At 61.4% G+C, this 24025-nt stretch carries 25 protein-coding genes and 1 pseudogene; 10 read left to right on the top strand and 16 right to left on the bottom strand.

Going from position 1 to position 24025, the window contains the following annotated elements:
- The 3 genes and pseudogenes from AC244_RS36075 to AC244_RS33895 form a co-directional block, all read left to right on the top strand.
- Positions 1-111, top strand: a pseudogene (locus tag AC244_RS36075) (IS5/IS1182 family transposase); the annotation flags it as partial.
- Positions 112-1172: 1061 nt separating this feature from the next.
- Positions 1173-1313 carry a hypothetical protein gene (locus AC244_RS37815; protein WP_202596159.1) on the top strand — a complete coding sequence of 47 codons (141 nt, stop codon included), beginning with the start codon at positions 1173-1175 and terminating at the stop codon, positions 1311-1313.
- A 344-nt stretch (positions 1314-1657) separates the two neighbouring features.
- Positions 1658-1993 (top strand): MmcQ/YjbR family DNA-binding protein, encoded by a 336-nt coding sequence (locus AC244_RS33895; protein WP_053253212.1) that lies wholly within the window; start codon positions 1658-1660, stop codon positions 1991-1993.
- 63 nt (positions 1994-2056) lie between these two features.
- On the opposite strand, the gene AC244_RS33890 is transcribed toward AC244_RS33895, so the two are convergent.
- Together AC244_RS33890 and AC244_RS33885 are read right to left on the bottom strand one after the other, a co-directional pair.
- Entirely contained in the window at positions 2057-2566 is a 510-nt protein-coding gene (locus AC244_RS33890; RefSeq protein WP_053253211.1) for a GNAT family N-acetyltransferase, read from the bottom strand.
- A 107-nt stretch (positions 2567-2673) separates the two neighbouring features.
- Positions 2674-3141, bottom strand: a complete 468-nt coding sequence (locus AC244_RS33885; protein WP_053253215.1) for a YcgN family cysteine cluster protein — start codon at positions 3139-3141, stop codon at positions 2674-2676.
- Between the two features lie 264 nt (positions 3142-3405).
- Here AC244_RS33885 and AC244_RS33880 point away from each other — a divergent pair, with 264 nt between their 5' ends.
- The 3 genes from AC244_RS33880 (at position 3406) to AC244_RS33870 (ending at position 6886) form a co-directional block, all read left to right on the top strand.
- Positions 3406-5610, top strand: coding sequence for a transglycosylase domain-containing protein (locus tag AC244_RS33880; protein WP_082367336.1), 2205 nt, complete (start codon positions 3406-3408; stop codon positions 5608-5610).
- A gap of 150 nt (positions 5611-5760) precedes the next feature.
- On the top strand, positions 5761-6348 hold the full coding sequence (locus AC244_RS33875; RefSeq protein ID WP_053253209.1) for a DUF1214 domain-containing protein: 588 nt from the start codon (positions 5761-5763) through the stop codon (positions 6346-6348).
- On the top strand, positions 6341-6886 hold the full coding sequence (locus tag AC244_RS33870) for a hypothetical protein (protein ID WP_053253208.1): 546 nt from the start codon (positions 6341-6343) through the stop codon (positions 6884-6886). The genes AC244_RS33875 and AC244_RS33870 overlap by 8 nt, the downstream gene beginning before the upstream one ends.
- Positions 6887-7048: 162 nt before the next feature.
- Here the strand turns inward: AC244_RS33870 and AC244_RS37810 are convergent, their stop codons facing one another.
- The 3 genes from AC244_RS37810 to AC244_RS33860 all read right to left on the bottom strand — a co-directional run bounded on the left by AC244_RS37810 (position 7049) and on the right by AC244_RS33860 (position 8667).
- The gene (locus AC244_RS37810; protein ID WP_164474925.1) at positions 7049-7222 is read right to left on the bottom strand and encodes a hypothetical protein; all 174 of its coding nucleotides are present in this window, start codon (positions 7220-7222) and stop codon (positions 7049-7051) included.
- A 313-nt stretch (positions 7223-7535) separates the two neighbouring features.
- Positions 7536-7820 (bottom strand): hypothetical protein, encoded by a 285-nt coding sequence (locus AC244_RS33865; RefSeq protein ID WP_053253207.1) that lies wholly within the window; start codon positions 7818-7820, stop codon positions 7536-7538.
- Positions 7821-7977: 157 nt separating this feature from the next.
- The gene (locus tag AC244_RS33860) at positions 7978-8667 is read right to left on the bottom strand and encodes an SH3 domain-containing protein (RefSeq protein WP_082367335.1); all 690 of its coding nucleotides are present in this window, start codon (positions 8665-8667) and stop codon (positions 7978-7980) included.
- Between the two features lie 670 nt (positions 8668-9337).
- Between AC244_RS33860 and AC244_RS33855 the strand changes: the two genes are divergently transcribed.
- Positions 9338-10411, top strand: coding sequence for a DUF2336 domain-containing protein (locus tag AC244_RS33855; protein WP_053253214.1), 1074 nt, complete (start codon positions 9338-9340; stop codon positions 10409-10411).
- 158 nt (positions 10412-10569) lie between these two features.
- Here the strand turns inward: AC244_RS33855 and AC244_RS33850 are convergent, their stop codons facing one another.
- The 3 genes from AC244_RS33850 to AC244_RS33840 all read right to left on the bottom strand — a co-directional run bounded on the left by AC244_RS33850 (position 10570) and on the right by AC244_RS33840 (position 13580).
- Positions 10570-10929, bottom strand: a complete 360-nt coding sequence (locus AC244_RS33850; protein ID WP_053253206.1) for a DUF1491 family protein — start codon at positions 10927-10929, stop codon at positions 10570-10572.
- Between the two features lie 136 nt (positions 10930-11065).
- Entirely contained in the window at positions 11066-12037 is a 972-nt protein-coding gene (locus AC244_RS33845) for a peptidoglycan-binding protein (RefSeq protein ID WP_053253205.1), read from the bottom strand.
- Complete coding sequence (locus tag AC244_RS33840; protein ID WP_053253204.1) at positions 12009-13580, bottom strand: sensor histidine kinase; 1572 nt, start codon at positions 13578-13580, stop codon at positions 12009-12011. Before AC244_RS33840 ends, AC244_RS33845 begins: the two co-directional genes overlap by 29 nt.
- Before the next feature lie 636 nt (positions 13581-14216).
- Here AC244_RS33840 and AC244_RS33835 point away from each other — a divergent pair.
- The 3 genes from AC244_RS33835 (at position 14217) to AC244_RS33825 (ending at position 16402) form a co-directional block, all read left to right on the top strand.
- Entirely contained in the window at positions 14217-14672 is a 456-nt protein-coding gene (locus tag AC244_RS33835) for a DUF5330 domain-containing protein (protein ID WP_053253203.1), read from the top strand.
- 206 nt (positions 14673-14878) lie between these two features.
- The gene (locus tag AC244_RS33830; protein ID WP_053253202.1) at positions 14879-15610 is read left to right on the top strand and encodes a hypothetical protein; all 732 of its coding nucleotides are present in this window, start codon (positions 14879-14881) and stop codon (positions 15608-15610) included.
- Positions 15611-15979: 369 nt separating this feature from the next.
- On the top strand, positions 15980-16402 hold the full coding sequence (locus tag AC244_RS33825; protein WP_053253201.1) for a SufE family protein: 423 nt from the start codon (positions 15980-15982) through the stop codon (positions 16400-16402).
- 256 nt (positions 16403-16658) lie between these two features.
- Here AC244_RS33825 and AC244_RS33820 read toward each other — a convergent pair whose 3' ends face one another.
- The 8 genes from AC244_RS33820 to AC244_RS33785 form a co-directional block, all read right to left on the bottom strand.
- Positions 16659-17090, bottom strand: coding sequence for a MucR family transcriptional regulator (locus tag AC244_RS33820; RefSeq protein ID WP_053253200.1), 432 nt, complete (start codon positions 17088-17090; stop codon positions 16659-16661).
- A gap of 405 nt (positions 17091-17495) precedes the next feature.
- Positions 17496-17846, bottom strand: coding sequence for a monovalent cation/H(+) antiporter subunit G (mnhG, locus tag AC244_RS33815; RefSeq protein WP_053253213.1), 351 nt, complete (start codon positions 17844-17846; stop codon positions 17496-17498).
- Positions 17847-17854: 8 nt separating this feature from the next.
- On the bottom strand, positions 17855-18238 hold the full coding sequence (locus AC244_RS33810) for a cation:proton antiporter (protein WP_053253199.1): 384 nt from the start codon (positions 18236-18238) through the stop codon (positions 17855-17857).
- Positions 18235-18708 (bottom strand): Na+/H+ antiporter subunit E, encoded by a 474-nt coding sequence (locus AC244_RS33805; protein WP_082367337.1) that lies wholly within the window; start codon positions 18706-18708, stop codon positions 18235-18237. Before AC244_RS33805 ends, AC244_RS33810 begins: the two co-directional genes overlap by 4 nt.
- Positions 18708-20270: a Na+/H+ antiporter subunit D gene (locus AC244_RS33800; RefSeq protein ID WP_053253197.1), complete on the bottom strand. Its 1563-nt coding sequence runs from the start codon at positions 20268-20270 to the stop codon at positions 18708-18710. Before AC244_RS33800 ends, AC244_RS33805 begins: the two co-directional genes overlap by 1 nt.
- A gap of 7 nt (positions 20271-20277) precedes the next feature.
- Positions 20278-20655 carry a Na+/H+ antiporter subunit C gene (locus AC244_RS33795; protein WP_053253196.1) on the bottom strand — a complete coding sequence of 126 codons (378 nt, stop codon included), beginning with the start codon at positions 20653-20655 and terminating at the stop codon, positions 20278-20280.
- Positions 20655-21074: a Na(+)/H(+) antiporter subunit B gene (locus tag AC244_RS33790; RefSeq protein WP_053253195.1), complete on the bottom strand. Its 420-nt coding sequence runs from the start codon at positions 21072-21074 to the stop codon at positions 20655-20657. The genes AC244_RS33795 and AC244_RS33790 overlap by 1 nt, the downstream gene beginning before the upstream one ends.
- Positions 21071-23431, bottom strand: a complete 2361-nt coding sequence (locus AC244_RS33785; RefSeq protein ID WP_053253194.1) for a putative monovalent cation/H+ antiporter subunit A — start codon at positions 23429-23431, stop codon at positions 21071-21073. The genes AC244_RS33790 and AC244_RS33785 overlap by 4 nt, the downstream gene beginning before the upstream one ends.
- Positions 23432-24025 lie beyond the last annotated feature (594 nt).

Raw genomic sequence — 24025 nt, 5'->3', positions numbered from 1 at the left:
TGCTTCTCAAAACTCAAGCAGTTCCGCAGAGTAGCCACGCGCTACGAGAAAACGGCACAAAACTACCGAGCCGTCGTCACAATCGCAGCCATCGTCCTCTGGATCAGGTAAGTGTCCACACGACCTAATCCGCGGCAAGCGGAAGCAACGCAAATCAAGAAAACCTGCCGATGTTAGCGGCTCTCCATGTCGATTGTTTTCAACGTCGGTCACCAAAAGGCAATCGATCCGGCCTGGGCTACGTACCGCGACGATAGGCGAGTCAGCGGTTGATTTAGCCGCCCAAGCCCTCAGGCTCCGCCGCCGCCAGAACGCGGCGGAGGTCATCGACTTTTCCCCGGCAGAGCACGGACCGCGAGAACTGCCGCGCCGTACCAGCCGATCACCAGCGAGCCTTCGCACAGGAGAAATTTCCGCCACGGGCGCGACCAGGAAGGCATAGATCAGGCTGCACGATCCGAATTCAGCGAAGCGCATTCGATTGATAGACGCGGAAGGAATCGTGAGGTCGCCACCATGCTGCGCATCCTGCAACCGAACCGTTGCTTTCGGACGATCAGCCATTTGTTAAGCCCTCTTTGCTATCGTCCGGTAATCGGTCGGGCCCTGATTGGCGCAGGCTCCGTCGGCCATCTTGCGGCAGGACTTGAAGTGGGCTCGAATATCCGAGTCCTTTGAATCCCTTGGCCGCACATCTTCCAAAGTTGAGTCCGGGTCTTGTGGGGTTGAGTGAGCGCGGTCGGACGAAGAGTCCGATCCGCCTTCTAACCCTCTGCATTGTTTGGTGTTGCCGCGCCCGATCGAGGAACTCCGGCCGCTTCGAGGGGCCAGCTTTGTCTCATCTCGCATCCTTATCGCGATCATCGGAACGCCGTTCCCAAGAGAACTTGCTCCCTTCCTGGTGAAGTCGCGCACTCGCGTTATGAACCGGCAACCGCGGTCGCTCGCCAAAGCCGCCTGGCCAAAAGTCCATCGTAGCGACTCACATGGCGTCGAAATGCCCCCGCTGCTCGAGCCGCGCGAATGCAACTGTGGATCACCTGAAAATTAATCGATTTAAAGATTTTTCAATCGTTTAAATGATTTAAGCCACTGATTTACAAAGCGTTTGCGATGTGAAATTGTCCGCCCATCAGCTAGTCATGAATTTGCAACAGGCCCGGGAGGATCGGATGCAGACGCTCGTAAACAACCAGCCGGCATCTCAGCAGTCCAAGGTACCGCAGTCGCTGCTGGACCGTTTCGAAAGCGAATGGCGCGAAATGCGCACTGCCAGTCAGGCAACACCGAAGCCCGTTCAGCCGGCTGAATAAGCCCACGCTGACGATTAGCGTCGGCTCGTCGACAGCGCCATGCCCATCGACCTTAAAGCCGCCCGCGGTCAACGCCGCGAGCGGTTTTCGTTTGTAGTTCGCCTGCGGGCACAAACGCCCGTCCTCTTTTGAAGAGCCTTCTCCTTCTCAGGGTGATCCGGCCAGCGTCTGATCCGGCCGCATACTGCTGCCGTGTGCGACATTGCATTCGCTAGCGCCCTCAGCGATTAGAAAGTAGCCGATTTTATCGCCAGGACGCCGTGTCGAACCGGCCTCTTCAGCGCCGCTGTGTGGCGAATTCCTGCCTTTTGGCCAATCGGAAAAACCGTGCTACTCTTTTTTCCATGCTGACCGACGAGATTGAAAAACTGGCGCTGAGCCTGCCGGGAACGGAAGAAAATGCCCATTTCGGCACGCGGGACTTCCGCGTGGGCAAGCGCATCTTCATGTCCCTGCCCGAGGCGGGGCGTGCGGTCTTCAAGTTCACGCCGGACCAGCAGCGGATGCTGCTTGAGATGGAGCCGGGCGTCTGCGCTGCGGTGCCCGGCGGTTGGGGCAACAAAGGCTGGACTTCGCTCTATTTTGTCGAAGCCGACGAAGATCTCATTCGGCAATCGATGGAAACAGCCTGGCGCAACGTCGCCCCGAAGAGCCTGATGAAGAAGAACGGCCGTCACTGACGCGACCTGCGTCGCCGTTTCGAGGGCCGACTGCAGGTTACCTTCTGCCCGCAGGCAATCGTCTCAGAGAATATAGTCGAAAAGCGTGACGGGCTTGTCGTGGTACTTCGTCTGTGCGAAGGGCCGCATTCCGAGCTTCTCCACGATCCGGATCGACGCCACATTGGCCGGGCTGACGATAGCCGTCACCCGACGTCCGGCGTGATGTTCCCGCGCCCAGTCGAATGCCGCATGCGCCGCTTCGCCGGCATAGCCGCGTCCTTGCGCCTCGGGCGCAATCGTCCAGCCGGTTTCCATCGTCCCGGTCAGGGCAGGAGAAATCTCGCGGCGCAGATCCTGGAAGCCGACCTGCCCGACGAAGCGTCCGGAGCTTCTCTCTTCGACCACGAAATAACCGAAACCAAAGAACTGCCAGCCGCCCTCCTGGCGCAAAAACCGCGTCCACATCTGCTCACCGGAAAAGGGCGCCGGGGCAATATGACGAAGGATCTCGGGATCCGACCACATCTGCTGATAGGGTTCAAAATCCTCCAGCCGCGGTCTGCGGAGAATGAGGCGGTCGGTGCTGATCATCGGAATGCCTGAGAATGTGGAATACCGCCGATGTCTAGCCGCTCTCCGCGGCGCCTGCAATGGCGCCGCCTTGCGAAACCGATTCCGCCGGAACGGCTAGCTGCCTGTTAACGTACGCTTTTCTCGCCAACTTCCAGCGGCCAGGTCACGAGGTAATCCTCGTAGTCCTCGATATCGATGCCGTCTTCCGCAACGGTCCGGCCGCGCACGGAAATGCCGGCGGCGTGCACCGTCTCGGAATCGCCCGACAGCAGCGGGTGCCACCAATAGAGGCCGCGACCTTCCGCCCCCAGCCGATAGCCGCAAGTCCGAGGCAGCCAAGTAATCTCACGCACCGCATTCGGGGTCAACTGAATGCAATCCGGCACCGTTGCCTGGCGGTTCGGATAGTCCTTGCACCGACAACTCTCGCCGTCGAGCAGCGTGCAGCGGATTGAGGTCCAGGCGATCTCTGCCGTCTCCCAATCCTCAAGCTTGTTGAGACAACAGAGCCCGCAGCCGTCGCAGAGGCTTTCCCACTCCGCATCGTTCATGTCGTCAAGGCTCTTCGCCTTCCAGAAAGGCATTTCGCCCATCGCCATCACACTTTCGTCAAATCCGTCGCGCTACTGCGCCGCACGTCTTATCAGACGTGCAAACGTCGCAGTAGCGATTTGAGTTGCTGCATGTTTTGTCCTTTAATCGGCGACGATCAAAGGAAACATGCGGAGAGAAATTTCGCAGAAAATTGCCGGTTTTTTAAGGCCACCGGCGCGATATGCAAGTAGAGTGAAATTTGGCGCCGTGCAAATATCGCGCGGCTCCGGCATGATGCCAAAAGCCTTCAGGACGCTGAGACCGTGCGGGAACCGAGGAAAGACGATAACCGGCCGAAGAAACGGCACATCTTTCTGAGAATCGATTCCTGGATCGATTCGACGGTCTGGAATGCCGGGTTCAAACTCTCGCAATGGTGGGAAGACACCACAATTTTCTTCCGCCGCTTCCGTGTCACGGGCTGGAAGAAGGTGGTCTTCGAAGTACTTGGCGAGGGCATGACCTGGGGCACGGCCGGCTCGGTGCTGATGCTGGCACTCGCTCTTCCGGCCTTCGAGGAAACCAAGGGCAACTGGCGGGCGCAGAGCGATTTCGCCGTTACCTTCCTTGACCGCTACGGCAATGAAATCGGCCATCGCGGCATCATTCACGAAGATTCCGTTCCGATCGACGAACTGCCGGATCATCTGATCAAGGCGGTGCTGGCGACGGAAGACCGGCGTTTCTTCGACCATTATGGCATCGACTTTCTCGGGCTTGCTCGTGCCATGACCGAGAACGCGCGCGCCGGCGGCGTCGTCCAGGGTGGCTCGACACTGACCCAGCAGCTTGCCAAGAACCTGTTCCTGTCGAACGAGCGCACCATCGAGCGCAAGATCAAGGAGGCATTTCTCGCCGTCTGGCTCGAATCCAACCTGTCGAAGAAAGAGATCCTGCGGCTCTACCTCGACCGCGCCTATATGGGCGGCGGCACATTCGGCGCCGCGGCCGCGGCACAGTTCTATTTCGGCAAGGCGATCACCGACGTCAACCTGGCGGAATCCGCCATGCTCGCCGGCCTTTTCAAGGCGCCGGCGCGCTACGCCCCGCACGTCAACCTGCCGGCCGCCCGCGGCCGCGCCAACGAGGTTTTGACGAACCTGGTCCAGGGCGGGCTGATGACCGAAGGCCAGGTGATCGCCGCGCGTCTCAACCCGGCGACGGTGATCGATCGCGCCCAGGTGAAGGCACCCGACTTCTTCCTCGACTGGGCCTTCGACGAGGTGCAGCGCATCGCCCGGCCGTTTGCCCAGCATTCGCTGATCGTGCGCACCACCATCGACATGGGGCTGCAGAACGCGGCCGAAGATTCGGTCGAGTCCAGCCTTCGACAATATGGCGAAAGCTTCCATGTGAAGCAGGGCGCACTGGTCATGGTCGAAAACGGCGGCCCCGTCAGGGCGATGGTCGGTGGTCGCGACTATGGCGAGAGCCAGTTCAACCGCGCCACGCGGGCGCTGCGCCAGCCGGGATCCTCCTTCAAGGTCTACACCTATGCGGCGGCCATGGAAAAAGGCATGACGCCGGAGACCGTCGTCGTCGATGCACCGATCACCTGGCGTGGCTGGTCGCCACAGAATTATGGCCGCAGCTATGCCGGCCGCATCACCATCCTCACGGCAATTGCCAGGTCGATCAACACGATCCCGGTGCGTCTCGCCAAGGACAAGCTCGGCACGGAGCTGATCGCGCAGACGGCCAAAAATATGGGCATCGAAACGCCACTGCGAACCGACAAGACGATGCCGCTCGGCACCTCCGAGGTGACCGTGCTCGACCAGGCGACGGCCTATGCGGTTTTCCCGGCCGGCGGCGTGCAATCGCGCCGCCACGGCATCAGCCAGATCCTCAACTACGACGGCGACATCCTCTACGACTTTTCCCGCGATGAACCGCCGGCCAAGCGCATCCTTTCCGAGCAGGCCAACGCATCGATGAACTCGATGCTGACCCAGATCCCGGTGATCGGCACCGCACGCAAGGCTGCACTCGACAACGGCATCGTCACCGGCGGCAAGACCGGCACCACCCAGGCCTATCGCGACGCCTGGTTCGTCGGCTTTACCGGCGATTACACAGCGGCCGTCTGGTTCGGGAACGACGACTATACCTCGACCAACGATATGACCGGCGGTTCGCTGCCGGCAATGACCTTCAAGCGGCTGATGGATTATGCCGAACAGGGTATCGAGCACCGCCAAATTCCGGGGATAACCAACCCGGCGCCTGCCCCGAGCAAGCAACCTCAGGTCGCCAATGCCAAGCCGGACGAAAATGCCCTGCCTCCATTGGTGCGGCCACGGTCACTATCGGCAGACGTGACACGGCTGCTGCGTTCGGTAGGCGAGACCTTCGAAAAGGCACCCGCTTTGAAGGCGCCGGAGAAGAATGGCGGCAAAGTTGCCGTTCTCGGCGATGCCAACGGCGGCCCCTCCCAACAGGTTCTCCCGAATGCCGCAAGCAATTGAGTGGGCTCGAAACCGCAAATTGAAGCACTGGATCGATGCCGGCCGCGGGGCCAGCGCAATGATCGCCGTTGCGTCGCGCGCCGGTTTGGGCGAGACATGGGCTGCGCTGCGCCCTGCGCCGGTGCTTAACCGTATTCGATAGAGCCGCCCTTGTTCCGAATTCCCCTCCTCGTCGCCCTTACTCTTGCCATTGCCTTCGGCGGCGGCATCGCGTCGGCCGTCTGGGCGCTGAAGGCGACGGTCGGTTTCGGCTCGATCTCGATCGGCCCGTGGGTCGCTTTCCCCGAAGCGCAGACCGAGAATGCCGACCCCTATGCCAAGGCGCACCGCGCCCGCGCCGGCGAACTGCTCTACGGCGGCGCTGAAGGGCTGACGTTTACCGCGCAGACCGACGACAAGGGCGAAAAACTCTCCGCCGCTTGCTCCTACGATGTCTCCGGCCTCACACCGCAGGCTCGGTTCTGGACGCTTTACGCCGCAAACGCCGACGGCCAGCCGTTGCGGCCCGGCTCGGACCTGCCCTCGGCGATCAACTCGTGGACGGTGCTGCGCGCCGAAGACAGTTCCTTCACCATCCATGTCTCGCCGATCGCCAAGCCGGACAACTGGCTTGCGTTGCGACACTCCGGGACGTTCCGGCTCGTGCTGACGCTGCTCGATACACCGACGGCAGGCTCCTCCGGCCTCATCGATCTCGCCATGCCGAAGGTGGTGAAGACGGGATGCGGCGATGCGTAGTGTTCTTTTCGCCTCCATCCTCGGTCTGGTGGGTGCGGCGATGCTGCATATCATCATCGTTCTGGTGCTGCCGCAGTTTACCGGTCGCGACGCCTATACGCGCGTGCTCGGTCTTCTCGAGATGGACAGCTTCTTCTCTTTGACGAGCACCCCGGGGCCGACAGGTCTCAGCAATGACGATCCTTATCTGCGCACCGCTGTCTGCAGCTTTTCGATTGCAGACGGTCCGGCGCGTTTCCTCGCCAGAGGTGCTGTGCCTTTCTGGTCGCTTGCGGTTTTCGACAGCGCATCGAATGAAGTCTTCAGCATGAACGACCATACAGCCGTCAACGGCAGGCTGGACCTCGTGGTTGCGACGCCGATCCAGCTGGTGGAACTGCGCAAGACGCCGCCGGAAGCTTTGGCACAATCGATCATGGTGGAGATGAAGGAAGAGGATGGCTATGCGGTGCTGCGCGCCATGGCGCCGCTCGACAGCTTCGAGGATCAGGTTCGGAATTTCCTGGCGGAATCAAGCTGCGAGCCGTTCCGTCGCTAGCCATAAAGCCTTTGGCGCAGGATACTCAGCCTTCAGCCTTGCCGTTCCTATCTAGATATCGTGGAGAAGATAAACGCGACCGCACGGACGGAGCGTTGTTGGCGCGAGCAAAGCCGTGCTCAAGCCGGCCGATGCGGCCGACACATGGCGGTGGCTACAAGTCTACTGCTTCTTGATCCGACGTCCGTCGGGCGCGGTTGGCTGCGGATCGCGGCCATCAAGACGCTCGTAGCGGATTCCGGTAAACAGAAGCACTTTCGCTCCGCCCGATATGGCCGGAGGCCTGCGTGGTGGCATTTGGACCTTGTGGTCCTGCATTCTGATCACGTCTGCCATGCTCGTCTCCATATAGGCTTGAGACGGATGAACTACCGTACAGATTTCACCCTGCCCGTTTGGGGCCAGCGCATTTTTCCAGGCAATGCCCGGACAGGCGCGCTTTTCTCATCTTCTCCTTCTTCCGGTCGCCCGGACGTTGCTGCTTGCTCAAGTGGTACAGACCAATCATAGACGGTCCGCTGCGATTGAGCCATAGGCTGGTTAACAGATGGTTAACGCTGCATCTGCACCCTAACCTGTAGACAGTATGTCCCCCGGAATTGCAAAACACTGTATCCGGGGTAACAGCTTCGGGCGAAACGGGGAAAGGCTAGCGCCTGGACAACAGGCCGAAGAGGAAGGAAACGCCGGCAACGGTCAAAAGCGTCGAGATCGGCTCGTCACGGACGCGCTCACGCACCCGTTCGGTCATCAATTCCGCTTCGCTCTGAACAACCGCTTTGGCACCGGTCCCGATCGCCGCCACGCTGTCGGTCAGCCGGGCAATCTCGGCGCGCAACTCAGCAATCTGTGCTTCCAGCTCGACGCGAGCAGCCGATGCTTCCACTTCACTCTCTACCGCATCACCCACCGCCTGCAGTTTCTTTTCTACCATTGCAACGCTCCTTCTCTTGCCCGGTTTCAACGCACCGCGACGGCAATGGTTCCGAACCTGGGCCGCGAAACTCCGAACGAAAACGAAAACGGGCGACCCAAGGGCCGCCCGTGCGAAAGCTGGGGCGAATTGCTCGCCGTTCTTTATCTCACGCGCATTACTCGACGCAGGATGGATCCATCGCCTGGCATCGAATCAATGGGACCGGGCGAGCGTAACCATCTTCGAAATCCTCGCGCACGCGTACGCCGTCGCGATCCCGGCGACGTTCCCAGTCGCGGAGGTCGTCGCCGCCTGCCTGATCGTCCCAGCGCTCACCGTCCCAGTTCTGGCGATTACGGTCCCACTCGCGCTCCCGACGGGCACGGTCCCGTTCCCAGTCACGGCGATCGCGGTCACGCTGGCGCTCCCAATCCCGGGGCCGGCGATTGTCATCGGCCCAATCCGGTCCACGGCGCCAGCGGTCACGGTCGCGATAGAAGTCACGGCCGCGATAGTTGCGGTCCCAGTAGCGATCGAATTGGAAGACGACCGTCGGGATGCCCAGCGGACGATAATACTGCGGTTCGACATAGACCCTGTTGCGGCGATAGTTCGCCTGCACATAGCGCCCCGCGACCCAGCCGCGGCCGCCATAGAAGGAAACGTCGCACCAGGGCAGATCGGCAAGGCAGCCGTGGATTTCGACGGATTCGCCGACCGGGATCATCGAAACTGCCGGATAGCGTGTGCTTGGACCGGACCGCATATTGACATTGGCGGTGGCAAATCCCTCTGCAGCCTCGGCAATTGCCGGTGCCAGGAAAAGCGCGCATATGGCCGCCGCGCGCAACACTATATTCTTCACAGTAAGCATTCTCCCATCGGAAGGCCCCTCTTCACCAGGCCTTCTTACGTCGGCGGGCGTCCGGAACCCTTCACCGTCACCGCGATCACTTAAAGCCGCTTGTGGATTTTTTATGGCTGGAATCGATCGAGCCCACAGTAATACCAACCTGCGCTGATATTGACCTCTTGCGCCGGAGCGATTTTGGTTTCCGGCAAGGAGAAAACCGGAAGCGGACCCAAGCGGTCCGGTGAGGATTGTCGACGCTGTCCGGAGGCCAAAAGCGCCCGGCCCTTCGGGTGGGCCGTCTGTCGGCCACCGGCAGCGTCGCAATCCTCGACCGATGCTACTGCATAATTCCTTAAATCGGATCCGATTTAAGGAGAAAATTATGCAGCAAGTCTAAAGCGGTACAGCGTCCTTTGCGCGTCATATTTGACGCGCGGCGCTGTAAGGCATCGCTCTGCGGTATGCTCCTTGTCGGATGACCGCATACGGTCCCACGCAAGAGGTCAATATCAACGGAACTTGGTATAAGCAGGGGCTTTGCGGCCGAAAGCGCACAAAATTATCGGCCGCTTGCGCGCCGCAAGCCTGAATAAAGCCCCAACGTCCATAGTTAACAGTGCGCTAACGCTTTTCTTTTATTTTTAGTGACGTGTGCCGTTCCGGATCGCCGGCAATGGCGATCATGTTTTGCGTGCAAGGATTTATCGTGACGGATCGCTTTCGTGAGTTGGAAAGGCCCCAGACGGGTCGCCTGAAGGACGTCGTCCTGATGGCAACCGTCAGCGGTTTCGAAAGCCTGCGGATCCCTCGCAAGTCCGACATGAAGCAATTCGCCGAATTGTTCGAGCCCCTGTTCCTGGGTTCCAGCAGCGAAGCGCGCCGTCAGGCCGCCGCCGCTCTGTCGCAGTGCCCCCATGTTCCAGAGCCGGTCGCAGCCTTGATCGGCAGCATGCCGATCTCGATTGCCGCCATCTTCCTGACCCGTTCGCAAGCCCTGTCGGATCGAACGCTTATCGCTATCATTCGCCAGCAGACCTCGGCTCATGCCGGTGCAATCGCCCGACGCGCCGCCCTATCTCCGTCCGTGATCGATGCCCTGGTCGAACACCACAATCCCGCCGGCCTTTCCGCCCGCCCGGATGTGCGGCAGCGACCAACCACAGAAGCTGTAGCTCCGGCCGAGCCAGATGCCGATGCCACTCGGGCCGCGCGCGAAGAGACTTTGCGTGCCGAGATCAAGGCACTTGCCCGCGCCGGTGCGCAAGAGGCGGCTGCGGCTGCATCCACCATCATACCGATCAGCGCCACGCATGGTGCCCTCCTGGTGCGATTTGCCCGCAGCGGCGAGATCATCCTGTTTTCGCGCGCACTGGCGACCGCACTCGATGCCGGCGGGACCCTGGTCGAGCGCATCCTCCTCGACGTCTCCGGTCAACAGCTGGCAACGAGCCTGATCGCCCTGTCGATGCCGACCGACGATCTCATCTTCGTGCTGCAATCGCTTTATCCGCATCTGGCGGAACGCATCGGTAGCGCCAGCCGCGCGGAAGCCTTGACCGGTACCATGGATCCGACGTCGAGCCGCGAACGGCTCGACGCATGGCTGCAATCGGAGGCGCGGGACGGCGCGCCCGCCGCGCGGCACCAGACCTATCTTGCGGACGACCATGCCAATGACGCGCGGCAACCGGCCATCCGCAAGGTCGCCAAGACTGCCGGCGGCGCCAAGTCGCAACGCGTCTTCGGCCGCGGATAGGTCCTGGCAACGACTGAGCCTTGTCCGAGTAGCAGCGAAGACGTCTGACGGCGATGCCGGAGAGCCTGGAAGGTTCGCCGATTGAGTAGATCTGATCGTCCATGAGAGCGTCCTACGGCCTCCATCAGGTGGAGGGTCAAGCAGCTCTCACACATGGTTCATGAGCGGTTTGCACCATCTTCCGCCACGACGTCGAACAGGTCGGCGCGATCATCCAACTCGATCTCGACGATCCAGCAATCCGGGTCGAAACGGATTTCGCTGGCGAGTGCGCCATCCACCTCGTCGCCATCGCGATCCATCAGGCGGATCTCGAACTTGCGACCGGTGTCGGCGCCGTCATCGAAGAAGTTCTGCGGTGCCGGCGCAAAAAGCGTCTCGGTACCCATTCGCGTGCGCTGGCGGATGAAGATCGTGCCGGCGTCCTCCGCTCCCTTGCGCAAAACGGCTGCGTAACCACCGAGCGCGAAGGCCCGGCGCAACAATGCGGAAACGAAGATGTGGGACTTGAGGCGCATGGACAGGCTGTATACGGGCAAAGCCAGGTATGCAAACCCGCTGGGACAACAAAGAAGGCGGTCCGCAGCGGTCGCGGCCGGCGTTCCAGCGCCGCTCGCCTTTAGCGGATCGGAGACGAAACCGTGAGAAGGCGCCTCAAAGGGCGCCGATCTCCTTGAGTTTTTTCAGCACTTTCGCGTTGGGCTCGCCGGTCTGCGGCAGGCGATAGTGCTTCTCGAAATGGCGGATCGCTGCGCGCGTCTGGTCGCCTGCGACGCCGTCGACGACGATGTCGGCATAGGCGAGATTGCTCAAGCCCTTCTGGATGTTCAAGACCAGTTCGCTCGATACCGGGATCTCGGCACGCGGGATCAGCATCTTGTCGGTCTCGGCCGAACGAATGGCGGCGGCGACCGGATCGGCATCGGCATCGGCAACAGCACGTTTCGGGTCGGCATAAGGCCGGCTTGCCGGCATTGCTGCGGCCAGCTTCTGGCCTGATGTAGCGCGCAGCGTGCGCAGCAGCTCGGCGCTCGCGGTCCCTGTCTCAGTGCGTCCGGCCTGTTTTTCAAACCGCAGGATCGCGGCTGACGTGCGCGGGCCCGAGCGCCCATCCGGCACGCCATCGTAAAGGCCGATGCGGTTCAGTTCCTTCTGGATATCCGCGACCAGCGCTAGAGCGGACGTGTCCGGCACCGAGGCGACCCGTTCGGGTGACGGTTTTTCGGCAGGCGCTTCAGACTGAGCCGCTGCAATCACGTCATCGACGCTTTCCGTGCCCTTTTCGTCCTCGCGCTTGATGACGAAGGTGGTGACGTTGCGCGGTTCGATCTCGGCGCCCTTGGCGGCGGCAATGCGCTCGGCCGTCTCCGGGCTGACAAGCGGCACGCGGGTGCGGAGCAGCGGTGATGGATGCGCGCCGTGCTGATACCACATGGCGTTAGCGGCGACGAACGAGAAGACCACGGCAAAGGCAGCCGATCCGCCGGCGCTCAAGGGATGGCGGGCCACCAGCCGGCCAGCAAGCGCAACACCGCGGCCGGCGAGAGCCAACCCACGCATGGCAAGGCCTGGCGCGGAACGCGCCGCCTTCTTGCGTTCAGGCTGTTTTCGCTTGCGCGGCGCCATATCCCCGTTCCTCGTTCAAACCCGCCCTTTCGAATCGGTCGCCGTCGGCAACCGCCTGCGTGTCGTTATCTCTCAGCCGCGGCGGAAATTCGACGGTCACGGCCGAGCGTGGTTCCTCACGATTGGCCTCGACGATGCCGGACCCGTCGGCAGGCAGCGTAACGGTGATCACCGTGCCCTCGTGCTCGCGACTGCGGATCGCGATCTCGCCGCCATGAAGCGCCACAAGGCCCTTGACCAGCGAGAGACCGAGACCGGTGCCCTCGTAGCGGCGGGGGTAATAGTTCTGGGTCTGGACGAAGGGGTGCCCCAGCATCTGCAATTTATCGGCAGCGATGCCGATGCCGGTGTCGCTGACGGTCAGCTTCAAGGACGGACCGTCGAGTTCGGCGTCGATCGTGACCATTCCGCCTTGGTCGGTGAACTTGATGGCGTTTCCGACAAGGTTGATGAGAACCTGCTGGAAGGCACGCTGGTCGGCATTGATTTCGCCGACGCTGCGGGTCACGCGGCTCGCGAGTTTGACGCCCTTCTCCTGTGCCTGATGCGACAGCATCGCTTCGCAGGCGGCGACCGCCTCGGCCACACGGAAGGGTTCGGGAATCAGTTCGTAGCGGCCCGCTTCGATCTTGCTCATGTCGAGCATCGTGTTGACGACGGACAGCAGGTGTTCGCCCGACTTGTGGATCAGGCTGACATATTCGCGCTGGCGGTCGTTTTCGAGCCGGCCGAAATACTCGCCGGTCAGCACGTCAGAGAAGCCGAGGATCGCGTTGAGCGGCGTGCGCAGTTCATGGCTGACGGCGGCAAGGAAACGGGTCTTGGCATCGTTGGCCGATTCCGCTTCCGCCGTTCTCGCCGCAGCTTCGGTGCGCAGCCGCGCCTCCCGCGAGACATCGCGCGACTGCGCCAGGATCGCCGTCAGACGGCCGTCGCGGTCGAGAAGCGGCGCCAGTTCGCAGCACATATGGACGAACTGTTCGCCTTCCGCCGGCAGCGACCGGCGTTCGATGCGAATATCGACGCTTGCCCGCTCACCGCCCTGGCGCAGGACATCGATCGCGCTCAGGAACGTGATGCGGTCGGAAACGTGGATCTGCTCGATGAAGCCGCGGCCACCCGGGTCGCGCATCAGGGTCAGATGCTCTGCCGCGTCGCGGCCGTGAATGGAGAGAACATTGCCACGCAGATCGTGCACGGTGACGAGACCGGCGAAAAGGTCGTAGGCGGCCGAAAGATCCGGAAGGTCTGGCGCAGCCGGCTCAAGCGTTTCTGCGACCTGGTTGCCGCGTCCGCGAGCAATGGCAGCAGCAGCGGCCAGCAGCGAGGCGGACGCCCAGAGCGCGGTGCCGAGCGGCAATGCGGAGGAAACGGGCATGGCGAGCGCCAGCGCCAGCGGGACTGCCGGAAGCGCGGTCAGGGAGACTGCTGCAACGGTACGCAGGCGCTTGAGGTCGCGACGGCCGATGGCGGAGCCGGCCTCGCGGCGGGGCAACCACAGGGCGGCGGCCTCGTCCACGCGGGACGTCCATCTGCCAGCCATGTCACGCAATACGCTCACGCCTTACCCTGCCACATTTGTTGTTCTTGCGAGACTGTGCGTGACCGTTTTCCGCTTCATGCGGGCCGCCATTCGAACTGCCTCGTGACATGTCGGAATCTCGCATCCCCGGCTTAATGAAAGAATAAACGGGAGTGTCCCGGAATGGCGCCAAACGCCTGAAAAATCCCGTTTTGAGGCAATTCGGACGACCTTCATTTCTTGTGGTTAACGGGGCGTAAGCAACGGATTTCCGTGCATTTTCCGCCTCTCGTTAAGGATTTGGGCAAGGCACCCTGGTGCCGTTGCCCACGCTTTCGGGCTTTGCCGGCGGCCCGCCGCCACGAACCTTAACGGCAAAAGCTAAAATGCGACACAAATGCCCGGCAAATCCCGAAAATCGGGAATTTCATTAAAATTCGAAACAAATGCTGCGGGTTTTTGAAAAGCGGTCTTGTGATTCCCTGCCTAATGTCGGTCTCAACAAAGGGCCGGACGACGAAAGACGGCGGTCCTCATCGAAACGACGGTGGGCGTGAACGGGTATCAGGGGATACTGCGGCGCTCCAGGATGCCGAAATCAGAAAAACCGGCTAGAAGACCGGCGGGCGCGGCAGCCGAATATAGGATGGGCAGAACATGTGGTTTCTCATCAAGGCGACATTCTGGTTTTCGATGGTGCTGGTGCTGCTGCCGTTCCTCGATCCGTCGAGCGCTGAGAAGCTGGAGCACGGACCGAAGGTCGAGCTCGGCGATACCTTCTCGGCCGCCAATGAGGCTTTCCAGTATATCAGTGCGATCTGCATCCAGAAGCCCGAGGTCTGCGAAAAGGGTGCTGAAACCTTCGTCGCTCTCGGTCACCGGGCCCGTGAAGGGGCTCGCATCGCCTATGAATTCCTTGACACCCAGTTTGCCGAAACCGATGCGATCAAGCCCGACGCCAAGGTGACGACCGGCACTGTCGGCCAGACGACCGATGCCGCCGCCACGCTGGTCGCTCCAGTCGAACAGACTGCTGCAGAGACCGCTCCGGTGTTCAAACGTACCCCGGTTCCGGAAAAGCGCCTCGACCCTAAGGCGTCTCTCGCCCAGTAAACATTTCTTCCGGTGGCAGCACATCCGCTGCCATAGACGGCCAACATTTGACACTGCCTGACTTGCCGCCTTCTTGCGGCCGCCGCGAGGATCCCATCCCCTCGCGGCGTTTTCTTTTTTGGCCTGCAACCGAAGGGCGGTCCAGCAACAGGCTCGCACAAGACATGGCTGTTTAGGTCCCCGCACATTCCGCGGAGGCTGCCCCGATGCAGATATACGGGTTTTTTTCCAATGCCAGCGCGGCGCGTGCAACCACAGTCGGATCGCCGGCCGGCATCGATGCGGCACCGCTGGCGCAAAAAAACGGGTCTTCCCTTCTCAATATTCTGAGCGCGGACGATGAAACCACCGCCAATCGCAAGGCCGTGGCCAAGAAGAAGCTGGACGAACTGAAGGAACAACTGCAGATGCTGCGGTTCTGGGCCTCGGACCCGGAGACGCTTGCAAGGCTTGCAAAACAGTTGGCCCAGCAGCTTGGCGCAGCCGCACAGCAATTCGCCAGTGGTGGCTCGGCTGGCATGGCCGGAGGCGGCGACGCCCCAGCCGGTGCAGCGTCTGCAGCAGCAACGGCGGCATCGGCGATGATGCAGGCAAGTGCCGACGAGACGGCAAATGCCGGTGGCGAAGACGGCAAGGGCAGTAACAAGACCGGGCCATCGTCCTTTGCCGAGCGCGCCTACCGCGAATTCAGCTCCGACAATTCGGAGGATAACTCCGATGCAAGGACGGCTATGGAGTTCAAGGCGCTTGCCGAGCAGCTCAAGCAACTGCTTGGGAAGGCGGAGCAGGATCTGCGTGCCAAGGGCGCCGCCAGCGACGCGGACGACGCGAGAAAAGCAAGCGCCTCCCTCGCCACCTCGATTGCATCGCTCGACGCAACCGGGACAGCCGGCACGATTGGCGGTGCCATCGCAATCCCCACGAGCGTTTCGATCTGATGCTGCATGCGCGGTCGAATTAAGCGCTGATACGACTGATACCAACCTGCGCTGACATTGACCTCTTGCATCGGACCGTGTGCGGTCATCCGGCAAGGAGCATATCGCAGAGCGATGCCTTGGCATCGGTCGAGGATTGCGACGCTGCCGGAGGCCAACAGACGGCCCACGCGAAGGGACCGGCGCAAGAGGTCAATATCAGCGCAGGTTGGTACGAATTGTGATTCTCGGTTCTCATCCGTGCTACCATCACCTATATGAAGGTCACGACGATCCCGGCACCGTAAGCACTGCTGTGGATCGCGGCACAGGCATCGATCTCGGGTGGCGACGGGCGCCGCCGGACAGTGTCGACAATTGGACCGGACCATGACCACGCTTGACCAGATCATCGACGACTTCGTCTTCCTCGACGAATGGGAAGATCGCTACCGCTATGTGATCGAACTCGGCAAGGCCCTGCCCGAGATGCCGGAAGCCAAGCGCACCAGTGAAAACAAGGTGCAGGGCTGCGCCAGCCAGGTCTGGCTCGCCACCCGGGCGACCGGTGACCCGGAGGATCCGGTATTGGTCTTCGAAGGCGAATCCGACGCCCACATCGTGCGCGGACTGGTCGCCATCGTGCTTGCGATCTATTCAGGCAAGCATGCTTCCGAGATCTCCAGGCTCGATGCCATCGATACATTCGGCAAGATCGGGCTGATCGAACATCTGTCGACACAGCGCGCGAACGGTCTGCGCTCAATGATCCGGCGCATCAAGAACGAAGCCGAGACGCGGCTCGCCGCCTGAGAACAGGTCGCACCCACTGCAGGCGATCGCCGAGTTTGCGAGAGCATGAGCGTCGCCGGGGCGACCAGGGGGATGAACGCTTGCCTGGCCGATTTGCATCCCGTTGTTCCCACGGCCGGGCCTTGCGAATAGGCACATTTTCCCAAACTGAAAACACAAAGGCCGGGCAAACGCCCGGCCTTTGTGTTCATTGGCTCTCCAACCATCAAACCAGACCGGCGCAGAGCGCGGTCAAGGCAATGGTCGGCAGGTCGGCTTATTTGCCGCGACGCTTGCGACGTTGGCCGAGGCCCATTTCCTTGGCGAGCCGCGAACGTGCTTCGGCATAGGCGGGAGCAACCATCGGGTAGTCGGTCGGCAGGTCCCACTTCTCGCGATATTCTTCCGGCGACAGGCTGTGATGAGTCATCAGGTGACGCTTCAGCGACTTGAAGGTACCGCCACATTCGAGGCAGGTGATCTGGTCGTCCTGAACGGATTTACGCACCGATACGGCCGGCTTCGGCTTTTCAACGGGAACCACGACCGGCGCAGGTGCAGCCGTGTTGTTGAGAGCCGAATGGACGTCAGCGATCAGCGTGGTGAGCTCGGCAGCCGGAACGACATGGTTGCTGACATAAGCGGAAACGATCTCAGCCGTCAGTTCAACCAGAAGTTCATGGCTCGCGCCAAGCGTTGTTTCAGTCATTTCATTCTCCTATCGGAATTCAGCACAAACCCGAAACATGTTTCAGGAAGAGGAATACATGCAAATGCCGCCGGGAAGCCTTCGCTGCCTTGGGACAGACCATCAATCGCGCAGCAAGGACAAATTCTTGCCGCAATATCAAGAGTTGGAATTTTGATCACGAAACCTATTGCCGAGTCGCCGGATCAACCAGCCTCTCAAAGCAACAGCCAATATTCACAACTCAAGCTGGAATTTCAGCTCTAAGTATTTTCCACGACGACACTTTACATTTACTCGATTAACATCGATCTGCGAAAATTCCAAACATAAATTTGAGCGACGGTAGCAACTTTATTTCGAAATTGCTAACGCGGCCGCGATCTATCGCGATGTCCTGAAATACAGAATCAGAAACGTTGCCGTTCAATGCCGGCGCGGCTCTTCCTTTTGTGGAAGCTGATCTATGACCGATTGTTTCGTCAGCCTGTAACCCGCCTGATGAGCAGCCTTTGCCAAGAGATGGGCGGAAATGGGGGCTGTCAGTACGAAGAAGAAGAAACCTGCCAATGCCCGAAACAGTATTGCCATGTCGAGCGAATGCAGTCCCGCGGCCAAAAGCAGCAGGCCCGAACCAACGGTACCAGCCTTCGAGGCGGCGTGCATGCGGGTGTAGAGGTCGGGAAAACGTACGATACCGATCGCCGCCAGCAAGGAAAAGGTGGCCCCACCGACAAGCAAGGCAGCAACAGAAAGCGCAATGATGGCCTCAAACATCGGTCCCATCAGCGTCCTCCCTTGCGTTTATGCCGGGCAGTCTTGGTTTGCTGTGGACGACCCCGCTTCCCGGCAGCGGGCGCTGCCTGTTCCGGGCTCGCCTTCTCCGGTGAGAGACCGCGCGCCAGAACGAAGCGGGCAAAGGCGACGGTTGCGAGGAAGCCGACCAGGCCAAGGGCAATGGCGATATCGATATAAAGATTGAAGCCGGTGCGGATGGCAACGACCGCGATGAGGCCGATGGCAATGGCCACGAGCATATCGAGGCCCAGGACCCGGTCGGGCAGCGTCGGGCCGCGGATGATGCGCCACACGGTCACCAGCAGCGCCATGGACAGCAGCACGAGTGCGAAGCCGGTGGCGGCCGAAAGAATCTGATCCGGAATCGTCATTCGAAAGCCTCCCGGATGCGGCGTTCGAAGCCATTGGCGATATCGCGCCTGAGGCCCCCGGGGTCCGCACAATCAAGCGCGTGAACGTAGAGGATCTTGCGGTCCTCCGAGACGTCGACCGAAAGCGTGCCCGGCGTCAGCGTGATCAGGTTGGCAAGCAGCGCAATCTCGAAGTCGCTCTTGACCGTCAGCGGGTAGGAGAAGATCCCCGGCTTCAGTCGCATTTTCGGTTGGACGACCATGAGAGCGACCTTGGTCGCAGCGACTGCCAGTTCTCTAAAGAACAATGCGGTCAGCAGCAGGATCTTCAGCGGCCGAACCGGATAGGCGACAGGCTGCAGTTCGCGCCGGATCAGCCACAGGGATAGCGCGCCCATGGCAAAGCCAAGCAAGAGGTTCGGCACGCTGAGGCTGCCGCTGATTGCGGCCCAGATCGCGGTGAAGATCAGATTGATCCAGAGGAACTTGATCATCGGGCGGCTCCCGGGAAGACCGAGTTCAGATAGCTCGACGGCTCGGAAAGCCCGGCGGCCGCATTCTGGATCGTTGAAAGCAGCGGCTCGGGATAGAGGCCGATACCGAGTGTCAACAGCGTCAACGCCGCAAGTGGCAGAAGAATGACCGCCGGGATCCGCGCCTCGGCCGTTGCCCCCTCCCCTTCGGCCGCGTCCCGCCAATAGGCAAGCAGGAAGAAACGGCCGGTGGCGATCGTGGTCAGGAAACCGGTGACGAGCAGCGCCGCGGCAAGCCACCAGGCGCCGATGTCGAGCGCGGCCTTGACCAGCATGACCTTGGGCCAGAATCCCGAAAACGGCGGCAGGCCGGACACCGCAAAGGCGAGCATCAGACTAATGGCGGCGAAGCCGACATGGCGGCGGTAAAGACCGGCCAGCGACGACAGCGAAAAGCTGCCGCCCAGTTTTGCCGCCACGCCCGACGCGAAATAAAGCGCCGTCATCACCAGCATCGAATGCAGCGCATAGAAGATCGCGCCGCCGATGCCACCCGGTCCGCCGACGGCGATGCCGGCGAGGATCGAGCCGATGCCGGAGATCACGAGATAGCCCAGCATGCGGCGGAAATCCGACTGTGCCAGTGCGCCGAAGACGCCAACCAGCATCGTGAGCGCCCCGACCGCGGCGATGACGAAGCTGAGTTCCTCACGCTCCAGCGGCAACAACATCACAGTGACGCGGATCAGCGCGTAGATGCCGACCTTGGTCAGCAGCCCGGCAAAGAGCGCCGACACGACGACGCGCGGCGTATGATAGGATGCTGGCAGCCAGAAATTGACGGGAAATGCCGCCGCCTTCATCCCGAAGGCCAGCAGGAACAAGGTGGTTAGCGTCATCAACGGCGCGGTGCCGCGCAGGCCCTCGGCCTTGCGGGCAATGTCGGCCATGTTGAGCGTGCCGAAGCTCGCATAGAGATAGCCGGTCGCAATCAGGAACAGCGTCGTCGCGACGAGGTTGAGGAAGCCGTATTTCACCGCGCCGTCGATCTGCTCGCGCTCGGAGCCGAGCACGATCAGCCCGAAGGACGAGATCAGCAGGACCTCGAACCAGACATAGAGGTTGAAGATGTCGCCGGTCAGAAAGGCACCCGAGACGCCGGCCATCAGCAGCATCAGGAAGGGATAGAAACCGTATCGCCGGCCACTGTCGTTGATGTCGGCAAGCGAGTAGATGCCGCCGGCAAACGCGACGATGGAGGCTACGAGCGCAAAGAGCGCGCCCGTCAGGTCGACGGTGAAAGCGATACCGAACGGCGGCAGCCAGCGCCCCATGACCATTGTCACCGGACCATTTGCGATCACATGTTGCAGCAGCAGCCCGTCGATCACCACCAGACCGGCGAGCCCTGCGACGGCGATGAACGGATGCAGGCCGATCGGGCGGCGCAGCATGACGAGCAGCGCGCCGAACGCCAGGCACCAGGCCACCGGAAGGATCACCAGCCAATCGGCAGCCGCAACCGGCTCGAGAACGAGGGCTGCGGAAAGATCGGCGAGAGGTGAAGTCGAAACGGCCATGGGTCGGTCAGTATCCAAGCGGCGGAGCCGGCTCTTCTTCCGGCTCGGCGACGCGCATCTCGTCGGTATTGTCGGTCAAAAGATCCTCGTAGGCGCGCCAGGCCAGAACCAGCAGGAAAGCGAAGAAGGAGAAGGAGATGACGATCGCCGTCAGGATGAGAGCCTGCGGCAACGCATTCGCGGCCGGCCCGGATAGTGCGTCGGCACCTTCAGGAATGACGGGTGGCACGCCGCGCGTCAGCCGACCGCCGGTAAAGATCAGAAGGTTGACGGCGTTGCCGAGGATCGCCACGCCCAGCAGAACGCGAATGATGTACTTCGACAGAAGCAGGTAGATGGCGACGGTAAAAAAGATGCCGACAAGCAGCGCGAACCATGCCTCCATCATTCGCCTCCCCGCTCTTCGAGCGACAGGGCGATCGAGCTGATGGCCCCGACGACGACGAGGTAGACGCCACAATCGAACAGCATCACCGTCGACAGCGGCACCTCCACGCCAAGCAAGGAAGGATAGACCCAAAGCCCGGTCATGAAGGGCACGCGCGCGGCCATCGAGATCAGGCCGGCGATGGTGGCCGCAAAGAGGCCCGCGCCCGCGATCGCCATCGGATGGAAGTAAATGGCGCGACGCACGGTCTCGACCCCGCAAGCGATACCGTAGACCGCCAGCGCCGACACGGCGACCAGCCCGCCGATGAAGCCGCCGCCCGGCTCGTTGTGGCCGCGCAACAGCACGAAGATCGAAAACAACACCATCAGGCTGGTCAGAAACGGCGCGACGGCACGGAAGATCACCGATCTCATGCGCGTTCCTCCGCATCCGGATCATTGTCGGCGATGCGCCGCAGCGAACCGGCCCTGAGGCGGACCAGCGACAGGATAGCGAGACCGGTCACCATGACGACCGCGATTTCACCAAGCGTATCCGTGCCGCGGAAGTCGACGATGATGACGTTTACGACATTGGCGCCGTGTGCAACCGTCTTCGAATAGAGGTTGAAAAACTCGGTCAACGAGGCATCGAAGGGCACGCCGGTAACCTTCAGAAGCATCAGCCCGAAACCGAGGCCGCAGGCGAGCGCAATGGCCACATCAGGCACCTTCTGGCTGAGCGGCCGATGGTCGGAAGGCGAGAGCCTCAGCCGCGTCATCACCAGTGCCAGCACCACAACCGACAAGGTCTCGATCATGAACTGGGTGAAGGCGAGATCCGGCGCACCATAGAGCAGGAAGATGACGGCGACGGCAAAGCCCTGAATGCCGAGCGAGACGATTGCAGTCAGCCGGTCGGCCGCGCGCACGACGGCGAAGAGTCCGATGACGGCGATCGCCATGATCGCAAGCTCATGCAGCGGCACGTTTCCAGCAAAGAACGGCGCACGCGGCAGTTCGCCGTAGTAGAGGGGCGCGCCCAGCAATACGGCGGCGACCAACACGAACGTCGCGGTCATGTAGACGTCAAGGCGACCGGATTGCAGCCGACGGGTCAACGCCACGGAAAAGCGGACGAGGCAGCGCATGAACTGATCGAAACCGCGATCCGGCCCCCAGCCGATGTCGGCAAGGATCGTTGCGATGAAAGCGCGCAGACGGCCGAGGTTGAGATAGAAGACGCCACCCAGAGCGACGGTCGCAAGAGACAACACCAGCGGCATGCCGATATGCGGGACCACCGAGATTGTGACCTGCCTGGGCTGGCCGGCAATCGCGGTCGCCATCGGCGCCGACACAAGCTCGTGGGTAAGATTGGACAGTAGCGCTGCCGAAAGCCCTTTGGCCGCCAAAAGCGCCGGGCCGAGCCAGAGAAGCAGCGGCGCCTCGTGTGCGGACTTCGGCGTTTTTACCGTTGCGCCGATAAAGGGCTTGAGCGCGACGGCGAACGCGACGGCAAACATCAGCGCATTGCCGACGATGGCAAGGGCAGCGAACACCATCGCGCGCCGGTCGAAGCCAGAGAGCGCGTAATAGATCTCTTCCTTGGCGAGGAAGCCGAAGAACGGAGGCAGGCCGCCCATGGAAAGCGCCGCGGCGAGCGCGATCACGAATGTCAGCGGCATGGCGGAACGCAGTCCGCCGAGCTTCGTCACGTCGCGCGCGCCGGTCTCGTGATCGATAATGCCGGCGACCATGAACAGCGCGCCCTTGAACAACGAATGCGCAACGAGATAAAGCGCCGCCGCCTCGATGGCATGCGGAAAACCGAGACCGGTCAGCATCACGAGGAGACCGAGGGATGCCATGGTGGTGTAGGCGAGCATCAGCTTGAGGTCGGTCTGGCGGCAGGCGAGAACGGCGCCGATCACCAGCGTGGCGCCGCCGAAGAGCGGCAGCAAAATCTGCCATTCCGGCGTTCCGCCAAACACCGGGTTCAAGCGCATCAGCAGATAGACGCCAGCCTTCACCATCGTCGCGGAATGCAGGTAGGCCGAGACGGGTGTCGGCGCCTCCATCGCGTTGGGCAGCCAGAAATGGAAGGGGAACTGAGCGGACTTGGTAAAGGCGCCGCCGAGCACCAGCAGCAGTGCCGCGAGATAGAACGGGCTCTCGCGCATCTCAGGACCAAAGGAGCTCAGCAGCGAAAGCTGGGTGACGCCGGTGACGTTCCAGATGATCAGCAGGCCAGCGAGCAGGAAAAGCCCGCCTCCCCCGGTGACCACCAGCGCCTGAAGGGCAGCGCGCCGGGCAGCCTCGCGCGAATGGTCGAAGCCGATCAGCAGGAACGAGGTGATCGAGGTCAGCTCCCAGAAAACGAACAGCATCAGAAAGCTGTCGGACACCACGAGCCCGAGCATCGATCCCATGAACATCAGGATGAACGAGAAGAACCGCCCCTGTTGTGGGTGCCCCTTCAGGTAGCCTCCGGAATAGAGCACGATCAGCGTGCCGATACCGGCGATCAGAAGCGCGAAGGTCAGGGACAGGCCATCGATCAGCCAGGAGAAGCTGACATTGAAGGATGGGATCCATTCATAGCCGCCCGTGACGATTTCGCCGCGAGAGACCTCCGGCCAAAAGCGCATGAAGTGCAGGACGATCGCGGCAGGAAAAAGCGCGAGGATCCAAGCCGCATTATGCCCCAGGAGACGGGTCAGGAGCGGCGCGACAAGCGCACCGACAAACGGAAGCGATAGGGCCAGCAATGTCAGGGCCGCAACATCCATCGTCCGGGCGCGCTCCTTTGCGATTTGATTGTCGGATCAAACGAATACCCGACATAAAAGAAGGGTAGAGACGCCTCAAGTGCGAATCGGGTAAAATCGACGTTATGCGCTGTTAAGTCCGGCAAATGCCCGGAAAATCTCCGGTTTTGTTGTGAGATTGGTGGCCATGCACGGCTGCTGAAACAAATCATCCGAGGTGGCATCGCCTCAACATACACACCCGCGCGGTGCCGGTCATCGCCGCCGATCCGCCTGGGCATGCGATTAAAGTGTTGTTAGCAACGTGCAGTGGTATCGGTCGCGCGGCACTCGTTGTGTCTGGTATTTCGTCGCGATTGGATGATATCTGGGGCATGCGAGATGCGGTAAAGCCGACGCCCCTCGCCCGAGAATATGAAAGTCGTCAAGTATTTGAATTTTCAGGAATTGCGGCCGTATTTCATACTTTCTGACGGGCGCGGCATGGTCTAGACGTTATGACCGTGGTCTGAGCGGCGGCCCGCCCTAGTCTTTGCAGCTGTAAAGCAAACGGGGGTTGCTCGGGAGTGCCGAGCCGAGCCCCAGCAAGGAAAGGACGGACCATGACGGAGGATA

Origin of the sequence: Ensifer adhaerens (assembly GCF_001270265.1) — a bacterium.
GTDB classification, from domain to species: domain Bacteria; phylum Pseudomonadota; class Alphaproteobacteria; order Rhizobiales; family Rhizobiaceae; genus Ensifer; species Ensifer adhaerens_B.
Note: the sequence above shows the minus strand (reverse complement) of the source record. Positions and strands in the feature narration are given on the sequence as shown.

Bases quoted from the DNA above. Each gene is read 5' to 3' on its own strand.
- AC244_RS37815 (WP_202596159.1), top strand. From the start codon at position 1,173: ATGCAGACGCTCGTAAACAACCAGCCGGCATCTCAGCAGTCCAAGGTA.
- AC244_RS33895 (WP_053253212.1), top strand. From the start codon at position 1,658: ATGCTGACCGACGAGATTGAAAAACTGGCGCTGAGCCTGCCGGGAACG.
- AC244_RS33890 (WP_053253211.1), bottom strand. From the start codon at position 2,566: ATGATCAGCACCGACCGCCTCATTCTCCGCAGACCGCGGCTGGAGGAT.
- AC244_RS33885 (WP_053253215.1), bottom strand. From the start codon at position 3,141: ATGGGCGAAATGCCTTTCTGGAAGGCGAAGAGCCTTGACGACATGAAC.
- AC244_RS33870 (WP_053253208.1), top strand. From the start codon at position 6,341: ATGCGTAGTGTTCTTTTCGCCTCCATCCTCGGTCTGGTGGGTGCGGCG.
- AC244_RS37810 (WP_164474925.1), bottom strand. From the start codon at position 7,222: ATGGCAGACGTGATCAGAATGCAGGACCACAAGGTCCAAATGCCACCA.
- AC244_RS33865 (WP_053253207.1), bottom strand. From the start codon at position 7,820: ATGGTAGAAAAGAAACTGCAGGCGGTGGGTGATGCGGTAGAGAGTGAA.
- AC244_RS33855 (WP_053253214.1), top strand. From the start codon at position 9,338: ATGTTTTGCGTGCAAGGATTTATCGTGACGGATCGCTTTCGTGAGTTG.
- AC244_RS33850 (WP_053253206.1), bottom strand. From the start codon at position 10,929: ATGCGCCTCAAGTCCCACATCTTCGTTTCCGCATTGTTGCGCCGGGCC.
- AC244_RS33845 (WP_053253205.1), bottom strand. From the start codon at position 12,037: ATGGCGCCGCGCAAGCGAAAACAGCCTGAACGCAAGAAGGCGGCGCGT.
- AC244_RS33840 (WP_053253204.1), bottom strand. From the start codon at position 13,580: ATGGCTGGCAGATGGACGTCCCGCGTGGACGAGGCCGCCGCCCTGTGG.
- AC244_RS33835 (WP_053253203.1), top strand. From the start codon at position 14,217: ATGTGGTTTCTCATCAAGGCGACATTCTGGTTTTCGATGGTGCTGGTG.
- AC244_RS33830 (WP_053253202.1), top strand. From the start codon at position 14,879: ATGCAGATATACGGGTTTTTTTCCAATGCCAGCGCGGCGCGTGCAACC.
- AC244_RS33825 (WP_053253201.1), top strand. From the start codon at position 15,980: ATGACCACGCTTGACCAGATCATCGACGACTTCGTCTTCCTCGACGAA.
- AC244_RS33820 (WP_053253200.1), bottom strand. From the start codon at position 17,090: ATGACTGAAACAACGCTTGGCGCGAGCCATGAACTTCTGGTTGAACTG.
- mnhG (WP_053253213.1), bottom strand. From the start codon at position 17,846: ATGTTTGAGGCCATCATTGCGCTTTCTGTTGCTGCCTTGCTTGTCGGT.
- AC244_RS33810 (WP_053253199.1), bottom strand. From the start codon at position 18,238: ATGACGATTCCGGATCAGATTCTTTCGGCCGCCACCGGCTTCGCACTC.
- AC244_RS33800 (WP_053253197.1), bottom strand. From the start codon at position 20,270: ATGGCCGTTTCGACTTCACCTCTCGCCGATCTTTCCGCAGCCCTCGTT.
- AC244_RS33795 (WP_053253196.1), bottom strand. From the start codon at position 20,655: ATGGAGGCATGGTTCGCGCTGCTTGTCGGCATCTTTTTTACCGTCGCC.
- AC244_RS33790 (WP_053253195.1), bottom strand. From the start codon at position 21,074: ATGAGATCGGTGATCTTCCGTGCCGTCGCGCCGTTTCTGACCAGCCTG.
- AC244_RS33785 (WP_053253194.1), bottom strand. From the start codon at position 23,431: ATGGATGTTGCGGCCCTGACATTGCTGGCCCTATCGCTTCCGTTTGTC.